A 22,476-nucleotide genomic window follows, 5' to 3' on the forward strand; every position below is an offset into this window, starting at 1 on the left:
AAACCGGATAGATTCTTAAGCTCATAATTAAAATCCTGCTTTCGCTGCACCCTGATCCCGTTTTCAAGATAATCATGTTCTACCCAAACCAAACTCCCGTTATTATAATAGGAAACCAGCAATTGAGGAATAGTAACTTCCTGAACTCCGTAATTAAAAATTGTTCCATCCAGCACATTATTTTCAAGCTGAAGATCATTAATACTGGTACTTTTATAGAGGTCGGTTATAGCTACATTGCCCGCACATTGCAGGTTGAAGGTAACCGGAATATCGTCCAGTTCAAGTGGCGTAAACTGGTCTGGATCGAACGTTTCGGGGATTTTAGAATCCTGTGCCAGCCAGGCAATACCTTCAAAATCTACACGAAAGCTGCTTATTTCCTTCGGCATTAACTTATGCTTTAAAACCTGCCGGGCGTTATAACTGGCCAGTTCGTGATTATTTTTGTCGTACAAAGTTCCCTTGATCACCACATCTGCAGGAACATGATCAACATTCTGTATCTCTCCTACGATGGCATACCTATCTTCAAACTGCACCAGTTTCGCGGAAAGCACCTCAAGCACCGGTTGTTTCAGGACATCTTCATGATACGTTTGCTGGGTACTTATCTTTCTTCTTCCATGGTTATAAAACTCCGTTTGATTTTCAGAAAATAACTGATCTGGTGGTAGATCTGTATCCTGTTCCTTTGGGGTTATAAACCAGCGACCATCGATCTTCCGTAGCTGGTGTATTTCTATTTGCTCAATAATATCAATTGGAGTCACCCAGCTGGTATAGGCATTTGCGAGGGCTGTAGAATCATTAATATTGGTTACTTCAACCCGAATGCTATCAAGTTTAGCATAACTACTTAAAATCCCGTCACTTACCGCTACCTCCAGCATGAACTGGGCGATCGTTTTATCTCCGGCGGGATCAAAATATGAATGAGCTCTTTCAAATTCCTTGAAATCGATAGCATCGTAGTAAGCTTCAACCACATTCTTTTCTGAAAGCTGATCTTGATTGTCCCGGTAGATATAATACAGTGAGACCAGAATGACCACGCTTAATATAAGTGCATAGATCTGGTTGACGTGTAGAACTCCCGTTCGAAAGCGCTTATATTCTATCCTGTAGTTTAAAAAATCAGGTTTATCGGGATTGCCGGTTTTGATCGTATGATACCAGATCAATTGAAGGTTTATAAAGACGGCAATAAGTACGGTCAGCAATGGGATAATTCCCCACATTAGCTTTAAAAACATGGGTACGTCTTCGTAGCCAATGATCTTGGAAAGTGGCGGAATATTCAGTTTTTCCCATACCATAATCCCATTTTCCAGTTGCTGCAAACGCTGCCAGCCACTAAAGTATAGTAGCGGATCATAGAATTTATCATTGGAGAAAATATACTTAAGATTGTACTTTTCCGGAACTGCCAGGAACTGCTGTAAAGACCCTATCCCTTCCACTCCCCGGAATTTTGAGTTTTCAAGGCGTTCTACGGCACGAGTTGTAAGTTCAGGTAATCTGCGGGCAGAATGATAATTGCCGTCCACAGTAAGTGCCCTGGTTTGGGCCGAGAGCCATGCCATTTGATCTCCAAAGCCCAGGGTAAGAAATCTCCAGTGATCATGTTGATCCTGATTTAGAAAATTTACTATTGGAAGCATTTTGATACTCTGTGGCTGCATAGGCCTGAAATACCCCAGACTTAGCGTAAAGACAGAAATGAATAGAAATAACCCGACTAGAAAAGCTCCGATAACCCGGTGATAAACTGCTCCAAATTTTCTCTGGATGAGTTGCTTTAGATCTCCTTCAGAAAACCTGTAAGCAAATTCCCCGAATATTGGCAACGCCATGATAGACCCCCATAGTGTAAATCTATCCAGCGTAAGGATATTGAACGCGGTATCACCTAAAACCATTCTAGGAATTGGCGTTGTTCCACCGGTTCCCAGTATAAATAATATGGTAAAGGATAATCCGAAGAAAAGGTAGCGCTTAGAGTAGTAGCGATAAAGAATATAAGGGAATAGGAAAAAGATAATTCCCCATGGAATGACAAAGAATACGAGTCCGCTGGAAGTCACTTCTATAAAACTATCCCTGCTCCCATGCGGAATAGGCACCTGGGTGATCGGGTTCTTTTTAGTGTTTACCCAGTATGGTAGGATACAAATAATGATTGCCGCAAGCGAGGACATCCCAAAAGTTACTATCCTCCAGAATAATTTCAGAAATGTATCCAGGAAAACTTTAAAGGTGATCTCACTAAAAGCCCCCACTCTTTCTTTGGAAACATCCATAATGACCATACCTATTAACGGAAATATAAAAAACACCATTCCAAAAATAGGGGTTACATGGTGTGATGTAACGGTAACCGCCAGTAAGGATAATGCTCTTAAAAAATATTTGCGCTTCCCGGTTTTGATGTAGAGATAGATCTCTGGTAATGAATGCATTAATATGGAAACACCTACGATGCTAGGAAGTTGACCAAAAATATGAAGTGTTTCCACAAATGAGGAAGAGAAAACTGCCAGCAGTGCGGCATAACCGGCTACTTTTCTATTGCCGGTCATTAATAGGGCAAATCGATAGATCCCGGTAATAAATAAGATCACCCCTATGATCGCAACCAGAAACATTCCGAATTTTAATCCGCCAACATAAGAAAACAAACCAATAGCCTGGTGCACCAGCGGCGGGTATCCCATCACCGTAAAGCCGGTATACCATTTATAGTTCCAGGGTTCGAACCAGTTGTTTGAATAATGCTCTGCGAAAAACAAATGAATAAGCGCATCGTACGTATTCTCCAAAGTGAAAAATATGGTGGAAGAATGAAATACGACTCCTATAATAAGAGCTGCGATCAGGTATTTGTTCGTAGTTTCTTTCATGCGAATAGTATGGTAATTTATTCAAAATAAAATTACTGCGGCTTTGAAGAGTGTCAAACTCATTCATCGATAGTTTTTTACCATTCATCTACGCCAATAAACCGACTTATCTAAAATGCTGAAAATGATGGCATTCAACATTTAAATTTGACCCATAATCTAAAACCAATCACCATGAAAATTTTAGCCGTAGACGATCAGCAGTTAGTTCTAATGCCACTAGAGAAAAGATTGACCGATGAAGGATATGAAGTTAGAACGACCACTAAGGCTGAAAAGGCTATCGAGATATTTCAGAGTTTTCAGCCTGACCTATTGATTATCGATATTAATATGCCCAATTCAAATGGATTGGACATTGTAAGAGTTCTTAGAAATGAAATGAAGGTTGAAACGCCAATCATGGTTCTTTCCGGAAATACAGATGAGAACTTGATCGTTCAGGGATTCGAACTTGGAATTCAGGATTTTATGAAAAAACCTCTAAGCCTGGTCGAAGTTTGCGCCAGGGTAAAGAGATTGATTGGTCATACCGAATCTGCAAGTCCAAAGACGGTAGGAAATAGTATTATTCAGAATAGATGTGTTGGAGTGGTGATCCCATGCTACAATGAAGAAAACAGGTTGAAATCTGCAGAATTTATATCATTCCTGGAGAAGACTTCCGGATATCATTTGTGCTTTGTCAATGATGGAAGTACAGACAAAACGATGCAGGTATTAAAGGAATTACAAAAAGGAAGAGAAGATTTTATTAGTATTTACGACTGCCCTGAAAATGGAGGTAAAGCTGAAGCAGTTAGAGCCGGCTTACTGCATCTTTCCAAATTTGAAGACCTCGATTATATAGGCTTTCTTGATGCCGATCTTTCTACAGATTTTCAGGATTTCGATGATCTCGTAAAAACCATTGAAACTACAGGTTTCCAGATCGTAAATGGTTCGAGAATTAGTAGAATGGGTGCTAATATTGCTAAAGAAAGCGCCAGACAGGTCATTAGTATGACCATTAATTTCATCATTGTTTCCATCCTGGGAATGCCATTTAAAGATACGCAGTGTGGGGCTAAGATCATGAGAAAGGAATTGATCCCGATCGCTTTCGAAAAGCCTTTTCTAACCAAATGGCTGTTTGATGTAGAGATCTTTATGAGGATGAAAAAACACTTCGGCAAAAATAAAGCTCAGGAGATGATCTGCGAACAACCATTAAAAAGATGGGTACATGAAGATGGTTCTAAATTGTCTATGAAGGACTCCTTAAAAATAGGTTTCCAACTAATGAGTATCTACTGGAGCTATAACTTTGGAAGTAGTCATAAGGCGAATAAAAAAACTAATGTTAATCACCAGGTCGCATAGATCATTTCTAAATAAAAAATAAATAGCCGCCCATATGTGTAGAATACTGGACGGCTATTTCCCTACTGTAAACTTTAATATTGATAAGAGTTCAATGCTCGACTGGATTGATATCCAGATTTATCAAATTTAAACTTCACTACGATTTCATGTGAGCCGTTATGATCTTCCCCAAAGTCATTGGTCGCGTAATCATAAGAATGACCAGCAAAAAGATTATCAAAAATTTGAAAACCAAGCATACCCGTCATTGCTTCATCATACCTGTATCCAAGACCTATGCCTGGGTCTTTAACTAGCAATCAATCTATTGGGTCAAACTTTTCTAGACCACTAAATTGATAACAGAGCTCACCCCTAAAGCCTGTTGAATATTCTCCTTAGCAATTAAATATTTTATCTAATTAGTCTTCACTAAATTGCAGAAGAATAAATAAGATCCTGTAATTAAAACTAACAATGATCAATTTCTGGAATACTTACCGTGATTCTATTATCTACGCCCTAATTGTGGTTGGATCGGTTTTACTATTGCTGGTTGCAACCAAATATCTTCTTCGATGGCTTTTAAAAAAGGCTACGGCAAAGTTTCCCAATGAAGAGCATACCAGGCTGAAATTGATAAAGCGTATCCTGAATACATTATGGGTAATCCTGGGAATGATTGCATTGAGTTTTATCTTTATTTCTGAAGACAAATATGGTATTGCTACCAGGAATTTCGAACTCATACTTTATGTTGGTTTCGTACTTATTTTCACGATCATTGGAGCTAGCATTGTTGAAGCTTTATTTGCAAGAACGATCAAGAAAACAACTGCTTCTGGTGGTGATCCCACCAGCTATAAGTTTTTGCGATACTTAAGTGTGTTCGGCGTTTATTTTATTGGTGCTATACTAGCCACCCTGGCTTTTCCCGCACTTAGAGGAATTGCTCAAACTGCCCTTGGTGGTGCTGGTATACTGGCCCTGGTAATAGGTGTGGCCTCCCAGGAAGCACTGGCAAACCTGATTGGTGGGGTATTTATAATTGCTTTTAAACCCTTTAGAGTTGGTGATGTTATCAAAATCACAGATGATCTCGTAGGTACTGTGACAGACATTACCCTTCGGCATACAGTAATTAGAAACTATCAGAATAAGATGATCGTGATTCCTAATGCCATAATTAATAAAGAAAAAGTAACCAATTACGATCTGGATGAAAAGAAAATTTGCCAGTGGATTGAAATTGGAATTTCATACGACAGTGACATCGATCTCGCTAAAAAGATCATGAAAGAAGAATGTGAAGCGCATCCAAATCTATTTGATAACAGATCTAATCAGGATCTTAGGAACGGAGTTCCTCTGGTTATAGTAAGAGTGACCAACCTGGGAGATTCATCCATTACCATTAGAGCGTGGGCCTGGGCGTGGGATTACGCTTCAGCCTTTGTGATGAAATGTGAACTATACGAGAGTATCAAAAAAAGATTTGATGCAGAAGGCGTGGAAATACCTTTCCCTCACAGAACGCTTGTATTTAAAAAAGATAAAGATGAACTTAAGGCTGATTAATTCAAACCTGAAATTTTAAGTTATATCACTATGCCTCACTCTGGGACTTTATCTGTAAAGATTCTGAATCTGAATTTTTTAAGGAGATGATTACCTGGTGGAATTCTGCAGTGGCATTTTTAATGACAGCTTCTATTTCTTCAGAACTTGCGTTCTTATCTTCAAAACAACTCTGGCAGTCTCTTAGTAATTTCACCAGTTTATCAGACTGAATGTAGTATACCGACATGGTGCTTTTATGAATAAGCTCTGAGATTTGATTAGCATCCCGCAAATTTGCAGCTTTCTGAAAATCTTCTAAATAGTCTTGAAAAGCTGTCAGGGTATTGTTTATAAACTTCCGTAGAAATTCGGGCTTATTATTCGCCATTTTTACGAATCGGCTTAAATCAATAGAATTCTCAGAGGCTATTTTATTTTCTTCCGAAGAAATCACACCGAGTTTGTCCTTTTCCAATTCGCTACTCTTTATACGATCTGAAGCAGTAACTATATAATTTGAAATAAGTTTATGCAAGTCCTCCGGTCCAAATGGCTTGGAAATAAAATCATCTATTCCTGCACGATTGAGCTCAGCTTCTATTGCCTCCCTGCTCGTAGCCGATAATGCCAGGATCACAGGTTGTTTTTCAAGATTAAGGTTTCTAATGGTAGAGGAAGCTTCAAAACCGTTAATAATAGGCATATGAAGATCCATAAGAATTACATCGTAATTTTTTTTCTTCGCGGCTTCGATGGCTTTTTTACCATTTTTGGCGGTATCAAAATTGATCTTCCATTCCTTAAGATACTCTGAAATAACAAAAATATTGACAGGATTATCTTCAACGATCAGTAATTTTGCTAAATCCAATTTTTTTCTTTGAATGCTGTCATTTGCATCCATTTCATTTACTGAATTGGTGTACTTCTCATAAGTGATATCGAAGCTAAATTCAGAGCCTTCTCCCAGTACACTCGCTACTTTAATTTCACTTCCATGAAGCTTCAATAATTGCTGGGAAATTGTTAGGCCCAGACCTGTACCACCGTATTCCAGATTCACTTCATAACTAGCCTGTGAAAATTCTTCAAAAATACTTTGCAACTTATCTTGTGGAATTCCAGTACCGGTATCAATTACACTGAAGTTAAGATCTAGTTTTTCTGAAGTTGATGCAGTAAGTTTTACGATTAATTTTACATGACCTTCGCAGGTAAATTTTATTGCGTTTCCCAGTAAATTTGTAAGTACCTGGCTAAGCTTTATGGGATCTCCTGAAATGTAATTGGGTATATTCTCATCTATTTCAGCAAGGAGTTCAATACCTTTTTCATTGCATTTCAATTTAAAGGTATGGATCAAGCTATTGACTAGAGTGCGAATGGCGAAAGCCTTTTTTTCCAACTGAAGAGCTTTAGCTTCCAATTTACTAAGATCAAGAATGTTGTTTACCAAGCCTAGCAGATTCTCAGAAGATAACCTGAGAATATCAGCATATTCTTTCTGTTTCTGGTCTAAGGACGTTTTAGTTAATAGATCGCCAATTCCAACAATGGCGTTCAACGGCGTTCTTATTTCATGACTAATGGTTGCAAGAAATTCTGCTTTTACCTGGGCAAGTTTTTCTGCCTTTAGTTTTGCATTCATCAATTCCTGTTCGTACTTCTTTCTATCAGAAATATCATAAACTGAAGCTCTGTAGCGATTCTCACGAACAGTAGGCCCTTTTAATTCCTTGACATTAATGAGTGCCGGAAAAGTGGATCCATCATTTTTTCGAATTTCGAAATTGATTTCATTTGCAAAACCCTGGATCCTTATTAATGGAAAAAAATGAGTTTCGAAATACATTCTTCCACCCATTTTAAAAAGCTCATAGATCTTTTTCTCTCCCAGAATTTCATTTCTGTCGAATTCCAGCCATCCCAGTAAGGTCTTATTTATATTATATATCGTACCATCATTTCTGAATGAAACATATCCGCATGGTGCGTCATGATACAAATCTTCAGCAGATTCAAATATTTCAGGATTCTTTTGGGTTTCCTCTTGCATTTAGTCCTTCTTTTCCAGGTAATGTTTTATCGCAGAAATCGTTTCTTCCGGAGCACTTAAGTTTGGACAGTGTCCGGTTGCATCGATCAATTTTAAGGTACTGCTCGTAATTTTGTCGCTAACATATTCAGCAACTGTGAGTGGTGCGATAGCATCTTCTTCACATTGAATGATCAAAGTAGGTATTTTAAGATCATTAAGATCTTCACGATTGTCTGAAAGGAAAGTAACTTTCGCAAAATGCTTTGCTATCTCCGGGTTTGTTCTACAAAAACTATTGGTTAATTCTTCCCCTAATTCTGGTGTCTCTGGATTTCCCATAATTACCGGCGCCATTGCAGATGCCCAGCCAAGGTAATTGCTTTCCAGGGTTTCCAGTAATTCATCGATGTCCTGCTGACTAAATCCACCTTTATACTCTCCTTTATCTATATAGCATGGAGAAGGTCCAATCATGATGATATTAGAAAATAATGTTGGCTCCTTATTAGCTGCCAGTAATGAGATCATTGAACTAACGGAGTGACCAACGAGGATAACATTTTCCAGGTCCAATGCATGGCAGATTTCCAGAATATCGTCTGCATAACCTTGCAGGCTATTGTATTTCTGTATATCATAATAGGCTTCATCAGAGTTTCCAGAACCTACATGATCGAATAAAATGACTTTATAATCATCTAGAAAGGCAGGATAAACGAATCTCCACATATAGTGATCACAACCATAACCATGCGCAAAAACAATAGGCTGCCGACCATTTCCCCTAATAGTAACATTATTGCGTTTTAATATGTCACTTTGATCGATCATAGCCATAGAGATTAGCTTGCTAAATTATGATATAATTTTAAGAATTGTGGAATTAGGCTTTGAGTTTCGAAATTAAAAAATAAAAAAAATACTATGGAGTTATTGATTTCGTCCCTGAATATTCACGATGCCATTAATTTATTCTAATTCAAGGTATTGTGGTTTAGCAGTAAATAGAAAGACTTTCATCCTTAAATATCAAAAGTAGATACAGACACTTCAAGAAACCTGGACATAAAAAAAGGTAACAACATGATCTTCATGAAATTACCTTTTTAATCTTCTTTAATAAGTCGGGGTGGCAGGATTCGAACCTGCGGCCTCCTGCTCCCAAAGCAGGCGCGATAACCGGGCTACGCTACACCCCGAAAATGCTTTATTTAGCATTAATTGGGCGGCAAATATAAGAATAAATCATATCCTACCATGGAAAGTTTCATTTTTTTATATCTTAGTTCAAACATTGCTGTAAAAAAGAAAAGATATATGAAAAATTATATTGCATCCATAGGTATTCTACTTTCAGTTTATGCCTGCGGTGATTCTAAGTCTGAAAGCGATCTTTCAGAAAATACAAATGACCCTGTTGCCGAGCCCGGAGATACTTCCGAAGAAAACCAACAGGTTCCAGATCCTATTGAAGCTGGAGTTTCAAATGCTTATGGATTTGAAATGGTTGTTGAAGGGCTGAATATTCCATGGGGTTTTACATTTATGCCGGATAAGAGCATACTTATTACTGAAAAAAACGGTGATATCATTCATTTTAAAAATGGTGAAAAGATCCAGATTTCCGGTGGTCCTGAGGTTTATGATCGCGGTCAGGGAGGTTTACTTGATGTGGTGCTTCACCCAGAATACGAATCTAATGGCTGGATCTATTTCTCCTATGCTTCCCCGGAAGGAAGTGCAGATGGAGGGAATACTGCCATTATGCGCGCGAAACTTGAAGGCAACGAACTAACATCTAAAGAGGTGCTTTACAAAGCTTCTCCAAATACAACCAAAGGTCAGCATTTTGGCTCCAGGATAGCTTTTAATAAAAACGGTTACCTGTTCTTTAGTGCTGGTGAAAGAGGTGAGCGCGATGTAAACCCACAGGATATCTCTCGTGACAACGGAAAAGTTTACAGGTTAAATGATGATGGTTCTATTCCATCAGACAATCCTTTCGTTGGTGAAGAGAATGCTGTTGAAGCGATCTATTCTTACGGACATAGAAATCCGCAGGGAATGATCCTAAATCCTGAAACCGGAGAGATCTGGGTACATGAGCATGGACCAAAAGGTGGAGACGAGATCAATGTTGTAGAGAAAGGCGCTAATTATGGATGGCCTGTAGTGACTTATGGTGAAAATTACAGCGGGACGCCTATTACCGACGAACGCAGCAAACCAGGAATGAAAGATCCTATTTTCTACTGGCTACCTTCTATTGCTCCTAGCGGATTCGCTTATGTAACTTCAGAAAAATTTCCAGAATTGAAAGGCAACCTTTTAGTGGGATCTCTAAAATTTCAATATCTTGAACTCCTTGAACTTGATGGTAAAAAGATCACCAAGAGAACCAAACTTATTGATGGTGCAGGACGCATGCGCGACGTAAGACAAGGACCAGATGGAGATATCTATGTAGCTATTGAGGGTAAAGGAATTGCAAAATTAACCAACAAATAATCACATGAAGAAACTACTTTTCGTATTTGGATTGGCCGCGATGGTGGCTTGTAAATCTGATAAAAAAGAAAATGAAACCGAAGATGAATCCTACGTAATTCCTTCTTCGGAAAAGTCCAGCGAACAAACACCGCTAACTGCAAGCATCAAAAGAGGAAAAGGTATTTATTCAGATCTTTGTGTGACCTGTCATTTACCAAATGGGAAAGGGATCGCCGGCACCTACCCTCCACTCGATGGCTCTAACTGGCTTACAGAAAAGCGTGAAGAAAGTATTCGAGGTGTTAAGTATGGAATGAAAGGTCCTATTGAAGTAAATGGCGAGAAATATGATAACGTGATGACTCCTATGGGCTTGAGTGATCAGGAAGTTGCAGATGCAATGAACTACGTTATGAACTCGTGGAGCAATAATATTGATGATATGGTGACGGTTGAAGAAGTAGCTGCTGTCAAAGAAAGTGCTGAATAGCATACCATCAACAATTTCAAAACCGACTTTTACAAGTCGGTTTTTTTATTTCGAAAGGCGTGCTCCACTTTCCGAAGATTTTTAAAAAGTAATATTACCTTTGCAAAAATTCTAGAAACATGCTAATTATTGGGATCGCCGGTGGTACCGGGAGTGGTAAGACTACGGTTGTAAATCAAATCATCGATGAACTAAAACATGAAGAGGTAGATGTAATCTCTCAGGATTCTTACTACCAGGACACCTCTCATCTTACTTTTGAAGAGCGTAAAAAGATAAATTTTGACCATCCCAAATCAATAGATTTCGATCTTCTGGCTGAACATTTAAGACAGTTACGAGCGGGTCATAACATTCAGCAACCAGTTTATTCTTTTAAAGAACACAATAGAACCGGAGAGTTTGTAGAGATACATCCTCGAAAAGTAGTGATCGTTGAAGGGATCCTTATCCTCACCCATCCTGAAATTCGCGATCTTTTTGACATCAAGATCTACGTTCATGCAGACAGTGATGAGCGATTAATTCGCCGTTTAAAACGTGATATTGCAGATCGCGGTCGTGATCTTGAAGAAGTGCTCTGGAGATACCAGACGACTTTAAAACCAATGCATCAGCAGTTTATAGAACCTACCAAAGAATTTGCTGATATCATCATTCCTACCAATCGCTACAATACGGTGGCTGTTGACATCGTTCAGACTATTATCAAAGATCGCTTAAGCTAATTTTGTATCTTTAAAAACTATGAAATTAAAAGACCTGCGTAAAAAACGATGGTTCCGGTTTATCAGTAACAAATATGTACTGATAAGCATTATTTTCATAGGCTGGATGTTCTTTCTGGATACTAATTCCTGGTTCATACATCATGAACTGGATTTGGAAATAGAAGAACTTCAGCGAAATAAAAGCTATTATCAGGAAGAGATCGCGAAAGACAAGGCTATCATCGAAGATCTTCAGGATTCGGTGCAACTAGAACGTTTTGCCCGCCAGAAGTACTATATGAAAAGACCCAATGAAGATATTTATATTATCGAGTACGATACTATAGATTGATCTCGCCCGCCAAAAAATTAAAATCATGAAGCAATTGTTATTTCAGGAATTTGAAAATGTTTCTGCAAAGCAATGGAAACAAAAGATCCAGGCAGATCTTAAAGGTGCCGATTATAACGAGAAACTGGTTACTAAGACTCTTCACGGCATTGATATAAAACCCTTCTATTCTTCGGAAGATATTTCAGAAAGCCTTTCGATCCCTAACCCGGCTCACTGGAACATCTGTGAAAAGATCTATATCACTTCTGAAGCTTCCGCAGTGAACAAAGCCAAGGATAAACTACAAAAGGGAACTGAATCTTTATGGTTCATTTTAGCTTCTGAAGAAATCGATTTCGTAGAAATTCTAGAGTCGCTACCCAATGAAGTTCCGGTTTACCTGCAATGCGAATTCCTGAATTCAGATTTTATACTGAATCTGGATAAGGAAACTAGTAAAACTAATAGAAAAGTTTACCTACGAAATGATATTATAGGCAACCTTGCGCGATCTGGAAACTGGTTTAAAAACCTGAAATCTGATCATTCAGAATTAGAAAAAATTATTCAAAAAAGTTCAGGTTTTGCTTCAGTATTGAGCATAGACCTGGGATTATATCAAAATGCGGGGGCAAATATCCCTCAGCAACTGGCATATTCACTTGCCCAGGTTTCAGAGTATCTACATCATTTTGAAGGACTGGAATTAGAAAAGAAGGCGAATTTTAAAATTCAATTTTACGTTTCGGTAGGATCAGATTATTTTTTCGAAATTTCAAAAATAAGAGCATTACGCTGGCTATTTGCTACTATCGCTTCAGAATTTGGATTCCATAAAGATTGTCATATTGTTGCCGAACCAACCAAACGCACCAAAACCTTATATGATTTCAATGTCAACCTGCTTAGAACCACCACAGAAAGTATGAGTGCGATCCTTGGAGGTGCAGACAGCATTTGCAATTTGCCTTACGATGCGATCTACCATAAAAATAACGAGTTTGGTGACCGCATTGCCCGCAATCAATTGCTGGTGATGAGACACGAAAGCTATTTTGGAAAAGTAGGAAATGTTGCTGAAGGCACTTATTATATAGAAACCATCACACGCCAAATTGCTGAAAAAGCTTTACAGATATTCAAGGATATCGAAAAAGGTGGCGGTTTTTTAAAGGAGCTTAAAGAAGGAATTATTCAGAGAAAGATCAAACAAAGCGCGAAAGAAGAACAACTTAAATTTGATTCGGGAGAATTGATCCTTATTGGAACTAACAAATTTGAAAATCCTGAAGACAGGATGAAAGATGATCTTGAGTTGTTCCCTTTTTTAAAGCAGGATCCAAGAAAAACGCTTTTACAGCCAATCCTGGAAAGAAGATTAAGTGAAGCGATGGAGCAAAAACGACTGGAAAAGGAAACCGCTGCAGAAACCTCTCAAAATTAAGAACGATGTCACGTAAAGACCTTCAACATATAAGCTTGAACGATAAAGATCTATCTTCAGCAAAGAAAATAAGTGCGGAGACCTTTGAGACTCCCGAAGAGATAGAGATCAAAACATCTTACTCGAAAGAAGACCTTTCAGAAGCAGAACATCTTGAATTCGCCGCCGGAATCCCTCCCTATTTACGTGGACCCTACAGCACGATGTACGTGAGCAGACCATGGACGATAAGACAATATGCAGGCTTTTCCACCGCCGAAGAAAGTAATGCTTTTTATAGAAGAAATCTTGCTGCAGGACAAAAAGGACTATCGGTAGCCTTCGACTTGCCCACCCATCGAGGATATGACAGCAATCATGAACGTGTAGTTGGAGATGTTGGTAAAGCCGGGGTTGCGATAGATTCGGTAGAGGACATGAAGATCCTTTTCGACCAGATTCCGCTGGATAAAATGTCGGTTTCCATGACTATGAATGGAGCAGTTCTGCCCATTATGGCGTTCTACATCGTTGCTGCGGAAGAACAGGGCGTAAAACCAGAATTATTGTCAGGTACGATTCAGAATGATATATTAAAGGAGTTTATGGTAAGGAATACTTATATCTACCCTCCTACTCCTTCCATGAAGATCATTTCAGACATATTTGAGTATTCATCTCAAAAAATGCCGAAGTTTAATAGCATTAGTATTTCCGGTTATCATATGCAGGAAGCCGGTGCTACCTGCGATATCGAGCTTGCCTATACGCTGGCTGATGGTCTGGAATATATTCGTAAAGGTCTTGATGCAGGAATGAAAATAGACAGTTTCGCGCCAAGACTCTCGTTTTTCTGGGCGATTGGAATGAACCATTTTATGGAGATCGCCAAAATGCGCGCAGGAAGAATGTTATGGGCAAAACTGGTAAAGCAATTTAATCCTACCAATCCTAAATCTTTAAGTCTAAGAACGCATTCACAAACAAGTGGCTGGAGTTTGACCGAGCAAGATCCATTTAATAACGTGGCGAGAACCTGTATCGAAGCAGCGGCAGCTGCCTTTGGTGGAACCCAGAGTTTACATACCAATGCTCTCGACGAAGCGATTGCACTCCCAACCGACTTTTCCGCCAGAATAGCTCGAAATACGCAACTTTATCTTCAACAGGAGACGAATATTACCAAGACGGTGGATCCATGGGCTGGAAGCTATTATGTTGAAAAGCTTACCGAAGAGATCGCTGCCAAGGCCTGGAAGCTCATTGAAGAAGTTGAAGAACTTGGAGGGATGACCAAAGCTATTGAGGCCGGGATTCCAAAAATGAGGATCGAAGAAGCTGCAGCAAAAAAGCAGGCCAGGATAGACAGCGAAACAGATGTGATCATAGGTGTGAACAAATATCGTCTGGATAAGGAAGATGATATGGTTACTCTGGAAGTAGACAATCAAACCGTGCGAAAACAACAGGTCGCCAGGTTAGAAAAAATAAGATCAGAGAGAGATTCAGATAAGGTGAAAAATAGCCTTGAAAACCTGACCAGAGCTGCTAAAGAAGAAAATGCTAACTTACTGGAACTTGCCGTTGAAGCAGCACGTGATCGTGCTACATTAGGTGAAATAAGTGATGCTCTGGAAAGCGTTTATGGTAGATATAAAGCTAAGATTCAGTCATTCAGCGGAGTATATTCAAAAGAAATGAAAGACAACAGCTCATTTAAAAAGGCTCGTGAAATGGCCGACAAGTTCGCTGAAATGGAAGGTCGCCGACCTAGGATCATGGTTGCGAAAATGGGACAGGACGGTCACGATCGTGGAGCGAAAGTAGTAGCTACCGGATATGCCGATCTTGGTTTTGACGTAGATATTGGACCATTGTTCCAGACTCCTGCCGAGGCAGCACAACAGGCCGTGGAAAATGACGTTCATATTCTTGGGGTATCTTCACTAGCCGCTGGACACAAAACTCTTGTTCCGCAGGTTATTGAAGAACTTCAGAAGTTAGGACGTGATGATATCATGGTTATCGTTGGAGGTGTGATCCCATCTCAGGATTATCAGTTTCTTTTCGATTCTGGAGCCGTGGCTGTATTTGGCCCGGGAACCAAGATTAGTGATGCTGCGATACAATTACTAGAAATATTAATCGACGAATAATCATATAATCAACCAAAATATGGATTTAAAGAAAAAAATGCTCCGTGATGATGCTTTAGCCGGAAAAACGATAGTTGTAACCGGCGGTGGTAGTGGTCTTGGAAAATCGATGACTACTTATTTCCTCGAACTGGGAGCAAATGTTGCGATCACTTCCAGAAATATGGAAAAGCTGGAGAAAGTAGCAAAAGAACTGGAAGAACAAACCGGTGGAAGATGTTTACCATTGCAGTGTGATGTTAGACATTATGATCAGGTGGAAGCTATGCGTGATAAAGCTGTCGCCGAATTTGGATCTGTAGACATTCTCCTGAACAACGCAGCTGGTAATTTTATATCTCCAACAGAACGTTTGAGTGCCAATGCTTTTGACACTATTATAGATATCGTTTTAAAAGGTAGTAAAAACTGTACGCTTGCGTTCGGGAAACACTGGATCGACGAAAAGCAAGAAAACAAAAATATTCTTAATATCGTTACTACCTATGCCTGGACGGGATCTGCTTATGTAGTTCCAAGTGCTACCGCAAAAGCTGGAGTACTTGCCATGACCAGATCTCTGGCAGTAGAATGGGCGAAATACGGGATTAGATCCAACGCCATTGCCCCCGGACCTTTTCCAACTAAAGGCGCATGGGACAGATTGCTACCAGGAGACTTGAAGGAAAAGTTCGATCTGGCTAAAAAGGTACCTCTTAAGAGAGTTGGCGATCACCAGGAACTGGCAAATCTCGCCGCATATCTTGTTTCAGATTTCTCTGCATATGTAAATGGCGAAGTGATCACCATAGATGGTGGTGAATGGTTGAAAGGCGCCGGACAGTTTAATTTACTGGAAGATGTTCCTGAAGAAATGTGGGACATGCTGGAACAAATGATCAAATCTAAAAAAGGAAATTAGTTATACACTCCTTAATTTAAACCGGGCCTTGGAAGCCCGGTTTTTTTATGAAGCTCAATGTTATTTTTAGACATTACCGTATTATTAATATGTATTAATTAATTTGAAATATTATCTTGTACGCAATTAATTAACACCTATTTCAAATTATTATGAAAAAAAACCTAACAGGCAACCTATGGATGCTGTTCCTGGTATTTACTGGTATTGGTTTCGCTCAAACTAGCGATACCGATAAAATCCCAATGGATCCAAATGTGAAGATCGGGAAACTTGACAATGGTCTAACCTATTACATTCGCAACAATGGGAAGCCGGAAGACAAATTAGAACTACGTCTCGCCCTTAAAGCAGGCTCTATTCTGGAAAACGATGATCAGCAAGGTCTTGCTCATTTTATCGAACACATGAACTTTAACGGTACCAAGAATTTTGAAAAAAATGAACTGGTAGATTACCTGCAAAGCATTGGAGTAAAATTTGGAGCAGATCTTAACGCTTACACCAGCTTTGATGAAACAGTGTATATTCTGCCAATTCCTAGTGATGATGCTGAAAAACTTGAAAAAGGATTCACCATTCTTGAAGACTGGGCGCATAATGCTCTACTTACTGAAGAAGCTATCGACGGCGAACGTGGAGTTGTATTGGAAGAATACAGACTTGGACTTGGGCCAGATAAAAGAATGATGCAGGAATACCTTCCGAAGGTGATGTACAATTCAAGATATGCTGAAAGACTTCCAATAGGAAAGAAAGATGTGATCGAGAATGCAGATTACGAAACTATTCGTAACTACTATAAGGACTGGTACCGTCCAGGACTTATGGCGGTTATTGCCGTTGGTGATCTTGATGTGGAAACTATCGAACAAAAGATCAAATCTCATTTCTCAAATCTTGAAGCCAGAGAAAACCCGGTAGAACGTAAAGAATATGGTGTACCTAACCATGATTCAACTTTTGTAGCTATCGCATCAGACCCTGAGGCTAATTTCAGCCAGGTTAGTATCTATTATAAGGATATGGAAGAAGCGGAAGATGTAGTGACTATAGCAGATTACAAAAAACAAGTGGAGAAAAACATGTTTTCTTCTATGATAAATAACAGGCTGCAGGAACTTGCTAATTCCTCTACTCCTCCATTTACTTATGGTTTTTCTTATTACGGCGGAACATATTCCCCTAAGAAAAACGCATACCAGTCCTTTGCTATGACAGGAGAGAATTCACAAATGGAAGCTCTAAAAGCATTGGTAACAGAAAATGAGCGAGTAAAAAGATATGGTTTTAGCGAAGCTGAATTTGAAAGAGCCAAGAAAGAATATCTTGCCCGTCTTGAGAAAGCCTACAAGGATCGTGACAAGCAGGAAAGTAATAGAATTATTGGACAATATGTAAGTCATTTCCTGGAAGATTCACCAATACCTGGAGCAGAATGGACCTATGAATTTGCTAAGAACAATCTTGATGACATTAAGCTGGACAACATCAATGGATTGATAAACAACTTCCTGCATGATGAAAATAGAGTGATCGTTTTCACTGGTCCAGAAAAAGAATCGGTTAAAAAGATTTCTGAAGAGCAAGTACTTGCCGTTCTTAATGAAGTTAAAAACTCAGAGATCGAGAAGTATGCAGATGAAGAAGTCCGCGAAAATCTGATTACTGAAATGCCCGAAAAGGGATTTGTAAAAGAATCAACTACCAATGAAGAATTGGGTATTACGACAATGATTCTTAGCAACGGTGCTAAAATAATGCTGAAGAAAACTGATTTCAAAAATGATGAGATCCTGTTTTCAGCTTATAGTGAAGGAGGAAACTCTTTATACTCAGACGATGAATACATGTCCACAGTTTATGCCAATGCTGGTCTTAATGAAGCTGGTGTAGGAGGTTTAGATAAGAATGACATGAATAAAATGATGAGCGGTAAGATCGTGAATGTGAATCCGCAGATATCTACTTATTCTGAAGGTTTAAATGGATCTGCTACTCCTAAGGATTTCGAGACCCTGATGCAAATGATCCATTTGTATTTTACAGATCTTAACAAAGATGAAGAGGCATACCAGTCTTTTGTGACTAAACAGAAGAATTTTCTAGGTAACCTGATGTCCAATCCAAACTTCTATTTTCAGAATGAGTTAAGTAAATTCAGAAATGAAGGTAATACGAGATATGTAGGTTTCCCTACTCCAGAAAAGTATGACGAAATGGATTACGATCTTGCTTACCAGAAATACCAGGAACGTTTTGCTGATGCTTCAGACTTTACATTTTTCTTTGTTGGAAATGTAGATGAAGCTCAATTAAAGGAATACGCCAGCACTTATATTGCAAGTCTTCCTGCTTCCAATTCTGATGAAGAGTACAAAGCGCCAGTTTTTAGAGAGAAAACCGACGAGCAGCGGACTAAAACTGTCTATAAAGGTTCAGATCCTAAAAGCCAGGTAAGCATTATCTGGAATGGTGAGACTGAATACGACAAAGAAGATGATCTTGCATTTTCTGCACTTGGAGAAGTTCTTACCATTAAACTGGTGGAACAACTGCGTGAAGAAGAAGGAGGTGTTTACGGAGTTGGAGCTCGCGGAAACATGTCTAAAATTCCTTATAACAGCTACAACTTTTCGATCTCCTTCCCTTGTGGCCCTGAGAACGTAGACAAGCTTACTAAAGCTGCTCTTGCTGAAGTTGAAAAGCTAAGAACTGAAGGTCCTACAGAAGAAGATCTTGCAAAAGTGAAAGAGACCTTTAAGGTACAACGCAAGGAACAGTTACAGGAAAACAGATTCTGGATGCAACAGCTTAGAAAAGCTGAAGAAGAAGGTTTCAAATTGAGCGAGATCAGCAAATTCAATGAAATGGTTGATGATCTTGAAGCAGAAGAGCTTCAGGAACTAGCGGAAGAATTCTTAGGTTCAAATTATTTACTGGGAGTTCTAATGCCAGAAACTGAAGAAGCTTCAGCAGAATAAATAGAGAAAATTTTTGTTTAATTGACCGCCGCCAGAATTAACCTGACGGCGGTTTTTTATTTTATGAATTCTTCAGAAGCTGTTAACAAATACATTTTCTAAACCTATAATAAATTGTATTTTTACCTTTCAAAAATCAGACTGAATTAATGGGTAAAATCATTGCTATTGCCAACCAAAAGGGAGGAGTGGGTAAAACCACAACATCTGTAAACCTTGCAGCTTCACTTGGGGTTTTAGAGAAAAAGATCTTATTGATTGATGCCGATCCACAGGCCAATGCCACGTCGGGATTGGGGATAGATGTTGAGGAAGTGGAAAATGGAACTTATCAACTATTGGAGCACTCGGTAAAAGCAGAAGATGCCATTCAAAAAACCAACTCTCCAAACCTGGATATTATCCCGGCACATATTGATCTTGTTGCCATAGAAATTGAATTGGTAGACCAGGAGAACAGGGAAAGCATGTTGAAACGGGCTATTACTCCTTTGAAAGAATTGTATGATTATATCCTGATAGATTGCGCTCCTTCTCTTGGGCTACTTACGCTAAATGCACTTACTGCTTCAGATTCTGTGATCATACCTATTCAATGTGAATATTTTGCACTGGAAGGTCTGGGAAAATTACTCAACACCATTAAAAGCGTTCAAAAATTGCATAATAACAAGCTCGATATTGAAGGCTTGCTATTAACTATGTATGATTCAAGATTACGTTTGTCTAACCAGGTGGTAGATGAGGTTAAAAAACATTTTGATGAGATGGTTTTCGAAACAATCATTCAGCGAAATGTTCGTTTAAGTGAAGCACCAAGTTATGGTGAAAGTATCATTAACTATGACGCTTCCAGTAAAGGAGCCAGCAATTACCTAAGCCTGGCACATGAAATTATTAAGAAAAACGAATAGAAATGGCTAAGGCTACCAGAAAACAGGCATTGGGGAGAGGACTTTCAGCCTTATTAAAAGATCCTGATAACGATATAAAATCTGCAGAAGATAAAAATGCCGATAAACTCGTTGGGCACATAGTTGAACTGGAACTATCTTCCATTGAAGTAAACCCATTTCAGCCAAGAACCAGTTTTAACGAAGATTCGCTTAAGGAACTTGCTACTTCCATTCGGGAGCTTGGCGTGATCCAGCCAATTACGGTAAGAAAACTTGAGTTTGACAAATACCAGCTGGTATCTGGAGAAAGAAGATTTAGAGCATCAAAACTGGTAGGTCTAAAGACCATCCCTTCCTATATTCGAATCGCAAACGACCAGGAATCGCTGGAAATGGCGCTTGTAGAGAATATTCAGAGACAGGATCTGGATCCTATAGAAATTGCCATTTCATACCAGAGATTGATCGATGAGATCCAGTTAACCCAGGAACAGTTAAGTGACCGTATTGGGAAAAACAGGTCTACAGTTGCTAATTACCTCAGGCTTTTAAAATTGGATCCTATCATCCAGACTGGAATGAGAGATGGTTTCCTTAGCATGGGACATGGCCGTGCGCTCATAAATATTGATGACACGCAGCAACAGCTTGATATTTACGAGAAGATCCTACAAAAATCATTGTCGGTTCGAGAAACCGAGCAATTAGTTCGTGAGCTTAATGGCAAGGGCAAGACTTCAGCCAATACCACTGCTAAGACCAGCGTACCAAAAACCTATAAAAAAGGAATCAAGGAATTTTCAGAATACCTGGGAACCAAGGTTGATGTAAAGGTGACCAAAAAAGGAAGTGGAAAACTTACTATTCCATTTTCTTCGGAAGAAGATTTTGAGCGTATCAAAAACCTGATCAAAAGTGAAGAATAGATCACTACTTTGTATATTTCTAGTTCTGATCACTTTTTCAGGAATACAGGCGCAAACCGACTCTTTAAGCATTCAGGCAAAGAAAGGTGTAGAAACTGAAGTTGTTGAGAAGGATTACGAACCTTACAACGCACTTGCCCCGGCAAAAGCTGCATTCTACTCGGCGATACTTCCCGGGTTAGGACAGGCTTACAATGGCAGCTACTGGAAAATTCCTATCGCTTACGGCGGACTGGCTACAGGAATATATTTTTATCTCGATAATGATAAAGAATATAACAGGTTTCGTGACGCCTATAAGAACCGGATCGCAGGTCGGGAAGACGAATTTAATGGTAAGGGTGACCGGGTTCTAGTTAGTACAGACAGACTTATTAGTGCGCAGGAATTCTATCAGAAAAATAAAGAGATCTCATTGCTGGTGACGGTTGGCGTTTATATTCTGAATATCATCGACGCCAACGTAGAGGCTCATTTACGACAGTTTAACGTAGATGAAGATCTAACGCTTCAACCTAATTTCGATTTCAATTCACTTACCGGAAAAACTAATTACGGACTTACTTTAAACTTTAATTTTTAAATGAAAATTGCTCTTTTAGGCTACGGAAGAATGGGTAAAACCATTGAAGAAATCGCGAAAAACAGAGGTCACAAGATTGTACTGAAAGTAAGTGATGGCATCGAAAATAGTGATCTCACTAAGGTAGATGTTGCTATAGATTTCAGTGTACCCAATGCTGCATTCAAAAATATTACTACTTGTTTTAAAGCTGGAGTACCCGTTGTAAGCGGAACTACCGGATGGCTAGATGATTATGAAAAGGCAACGAAAATCTGTTCCGAAGAAAATTCAGCATTTATATACGCTTCAAATTTTAGTCTAGGGGTCAACGTATTTTTTGAATTGAACCGAAAATTAGCCGGAATGATGCAAGGTCTGGAAGATTATTCCGTAGAGATCGAGGAAATTCATCATACTAAAAAACTGGATGCCCCTAGTGGTACCGCAATTAGCCTTGCTGAACAAATCATTCATGAAAACAAGCAATTAAAGGGCTGGCAATTAGACTCGGTAGATGAGAATAAAATCCCGATCCATGCCAAGCGTATTGAAGATGTTCCAGGAACCCACGTGGTTAGCTACGATTCTGAAATCGATACTATAGAGATTAAACATACCGCTAAAAGCAGGCAGGGATTCGCCCTTGGAGCTGTGGTCGCTGCAGAATATCTTCAAGACAAAACAGGTATTTATAGCATGAAAGATGTACTTGCAGATCTTTTTAAGAACTAAATTGTAACAAATGCAGGCGTTTTC

General features: G+C 39.1%; 17 protein-coding genes, 1 tRNA gene and 1 pseudogene. 14 read left to right on the plus strand and 5 right to left on the minus strand.

Annotated elements, in window-relative coordinates; all coding sequences use genetic code 11:
• On the minus strand, window positions 1-2,903 hold a 2,903-nt coding region (locus tag ACNI3T_RS14085), incomplete at its 3' end, for a hypothetical protein (RefSeq protein WP_418228372.1).
• 174 nt (window positions 2,904-3,077) lie between these two features.
• On the opposite strand from ACNI3T_RS14085, the gene ACNI3T_RS14090 reads away from it, so the two are divergent.
• On the plus strand, window positions 3,078-4,265 hold the full coding sequence (locus ACNI3T_RS14090) for a response regulator (protein ID WP_418228373.1): 1,188 nt from the start codon (window positions 3,078-3,080) through the stop codon (window positions 4,263-4,265).
• 74 nt (window positions 4,266-4,339) lie between these two features.
• Here the strand turns inward: ACNI3T_RS14090 and ACNI3T_RS14095 are convergent, their stop codons facing one another.
• Window positions 4,340-4,567, minus strand: coding sequence for a type IX secretion system membrane protein PorP/SprF (locus ACNI3T_RS14095; protein ID WP_418228374.1), 228 nt, complete (start codon window positions 4,565-4,567; stop codon window positions 4,340-4,342).
• A 157-nt stretch (window positions 4,568-4,724) separates the two neighbouring features.
• Here ACNI3T_RS14095 and ACNI3T_RS14100 point away from each other — a divergent pair, with 157 nt between their 5' ends.
• Complete coding sequence (locus tag ACNI3T_RS14100) at window positions 4,725-5,825, plus strand: mechanosensitive ion channel family protein (RefSeq protein WP_418228375.1); 1,101 nt, start codon at window positions 4,725-4,727, stop codon at window positions 5,823-5,825.
• Between the two features lie 28 nt (window positions 5,826-5,853).
• Here the strand turns inward: ACNI3T_RS14100 and ACNI3T_RS14105 are convergent, their stop codons facing one another.
• The 3 genes from ACNI3T_RS14105 to ACNI3T_RS14115 form a co-directional block, all read right to left on the minus strand.
• Window positions 5,854-7,863, minus strand: a complete 2,010-nt coding sequence (locus ACNI3T_RS14105) for a response regulator (protein WP_418228376.1) — start codon at window positions 7,861-7,863, stop codon at window positions 5,854-5,856.
• The gene (locus ACNI3T_RS14110; RefSeq protein WP_418228377.1) at window positions 7,864-8,676 is read right to left on the minus strand and encodes an alpha/beta fold hydrolase; all 813 of its coding nucleotides are present in this window, start codon (window positions 8,674-8,676) and stop codon (window positions 7,864-7,866) included. It abuts the gene before it with no gap.
• A 293-nt stretch (window positions 8,677-8,969) separates the two neighbouring features.
• Window positions 8,970-9,044 (minus strand) — tRNA-Pro (locus tag ACNI3T_RS14115).
• Between the two features lie 118 nt (window positions 9,045-9,162).
• Between ACNI3T_RS14115 and ACNI3T_RS14120 the strand changes: the two genes are divergently transcribed.
• The 12 genes and pseudogenes from ACNI3T_RS14120 (at window position 9,163) to dapB (ending at window position 22,452) form a co-directional block, all read left to right on the plus strand.
• A complete protein-coding gene (locus ACNI3T_RS14120) occupies window positions 9,163-10,353 on the plus strand; it encodes a PQQ-dependent sugar dehydrogenase (RefSeq protein ID WP_418228378.1) in 1,191 nt (396 codons plus the stop codon).
• Window positions 10,354-10,357: 4 nt separating this feature from the next.
• Window positions 10,358-10,825, plus strand: a complete 468-nt coding sequence (locus ACNI3T_RS14125) for a c-type cytochrome (protein ID WP_141878234.1) — start codon at window positions 10,358-10,360, stop codon at window positions 10,823-10,825.
• A 107-nt stretch (window positions 10,826-10,932) separates the two neighbouring features.
• A pseudogene (gene udk / locus ACNI3T_RS14130) lies at window positions 10,933-11,553 on the plus strand (uridine kinase); the annotation flags it as partial.
• Between the two features lie 19 nt (window positions 11,554-11,572).
• Window positions 11,573-11,887, plus strand: coding sequence for an FtsB family cell division protein (locus ACNI3T_RS14135; protein ID WP_322300674.1), 315 nt, complete (start codon window positions 11,573-11,575; stop codon window positions 11,885-11,887).
• Between the two features lie 25 nt (window positions 11,888-11,912).
• Window positions 11,913-13,313, plus strand: coding sequence for a methylmalonyl-CoA mutase subunit beta (locus ACNI3T_RS14140; RefSeq protein WP_418228379.1), 1,401 nt, complete (start codon window positions 11,913-11,915; stop codon window positions 13,311-13,313).
• A gap of 5 nt (window positions 13,314-13,318) precedes the next feature.
• Entirely contained in the window at window positions 13,319-15,448 is a 2,130-nt protein-coding gene (gene scpA, locus ACNI3T_RS14145; RefSeq protein WP_418228380.1) for a methylmalonyl-CoA mutase, read from the plus strand.
• A gap of 19 nt (window positions 15,449-15,467) precedes the next feature.
• Window positions 15,468-16,349: an SDR family oxidoreductase gene (locus ACNI3T_RS14150; RefSeq protein ID WP_418228381.1), complete on the plus strand. Its 882-nt coding sequence runs from the start codon at window positions 15,468-15,470 to the stop codon at window positions 16,347-16,349.
• 152 nt (window positions 16,350-16,501) lie between these two features.
• Window positions 16,502-19,333 carry a M16 family metallopeptidase gene (locus ACNI3T_RS14155; RefSeq protein ID WP_418228382.1) on the plus strand — a complete coding sequence of 944 codons (2,832 nt, stop codon included), beginning with the start codon at window positions 16,502-16,504 and terminating at the stop codon, window positions 19,331-19,333.
• A 149-nt stretch (window positions 19,334-19,482) separates the two neighbouring features.
• Window positions 19,483-20,247 carry a ParA family protein gene (locus ACNI3T_RS14160; RefSeq protein WP_141878241.1) on the plus strand — a complete coding sequence of 255 codons (765 nt, stop codon included), beginning with the start codon at window positions 19,483-19,485 and terminating at the stop codon, window positions 20,245-20,247.
• A 2-nt stretch (window positions 20,248-20,249) separates the two neighbouring features.
• On the plus strand, window positions 20,250-21,155 hold the full coding sequence (locus tag ACNI3T_RS14165; RefSeq protein ID WP_418228383.1) for a ParB/RepB/Spo0J family partition protein: 906 nt from the start codon (window positions 20,250-20,252) through the stop codon (window positions 21,153-21,155).
• On the plus strand, window positions 21,145-21,738 hold the full coding sequence (locus ACNI3T_RS14170) for a DUF5683 domain-containing protein (RefSeq protein ID WP_418228384.1): 594 nt from the start codon (window positions 21,145-21,147) through the stop codon (window positions 21,736-21,738). The genes ACNI3T_RS14165 and ACNI3T_RS14170 overlap by 11 nt, the downstream gene beginning before the upstream one ends.
• Window positions 21,739-22,452: a 4-hydroxy-tetrahydrodipicolinate reductase gene (gene dapB / locus ACNI3T_RS14175; RefSeq protein WP_418228385.1), complete on the plus strand. Its 714-nt coding sequence runs from the start codon at window positions 21,739-21,741 to the stop codon at window positions 22,450-22,452.
• Window positions 22,453-22,476 lie beyond the last annotated feature (24 nt).

Source organism: Christiangramia qingdaonensis (genome assembly GCF_048381525.1).
Taxonomy (GTDB): domain Bacteria; phylum Bacteroidota; class Bacteroidia; order Flavobacteriales; family Flavobacteriaceae; genus Christiangramia.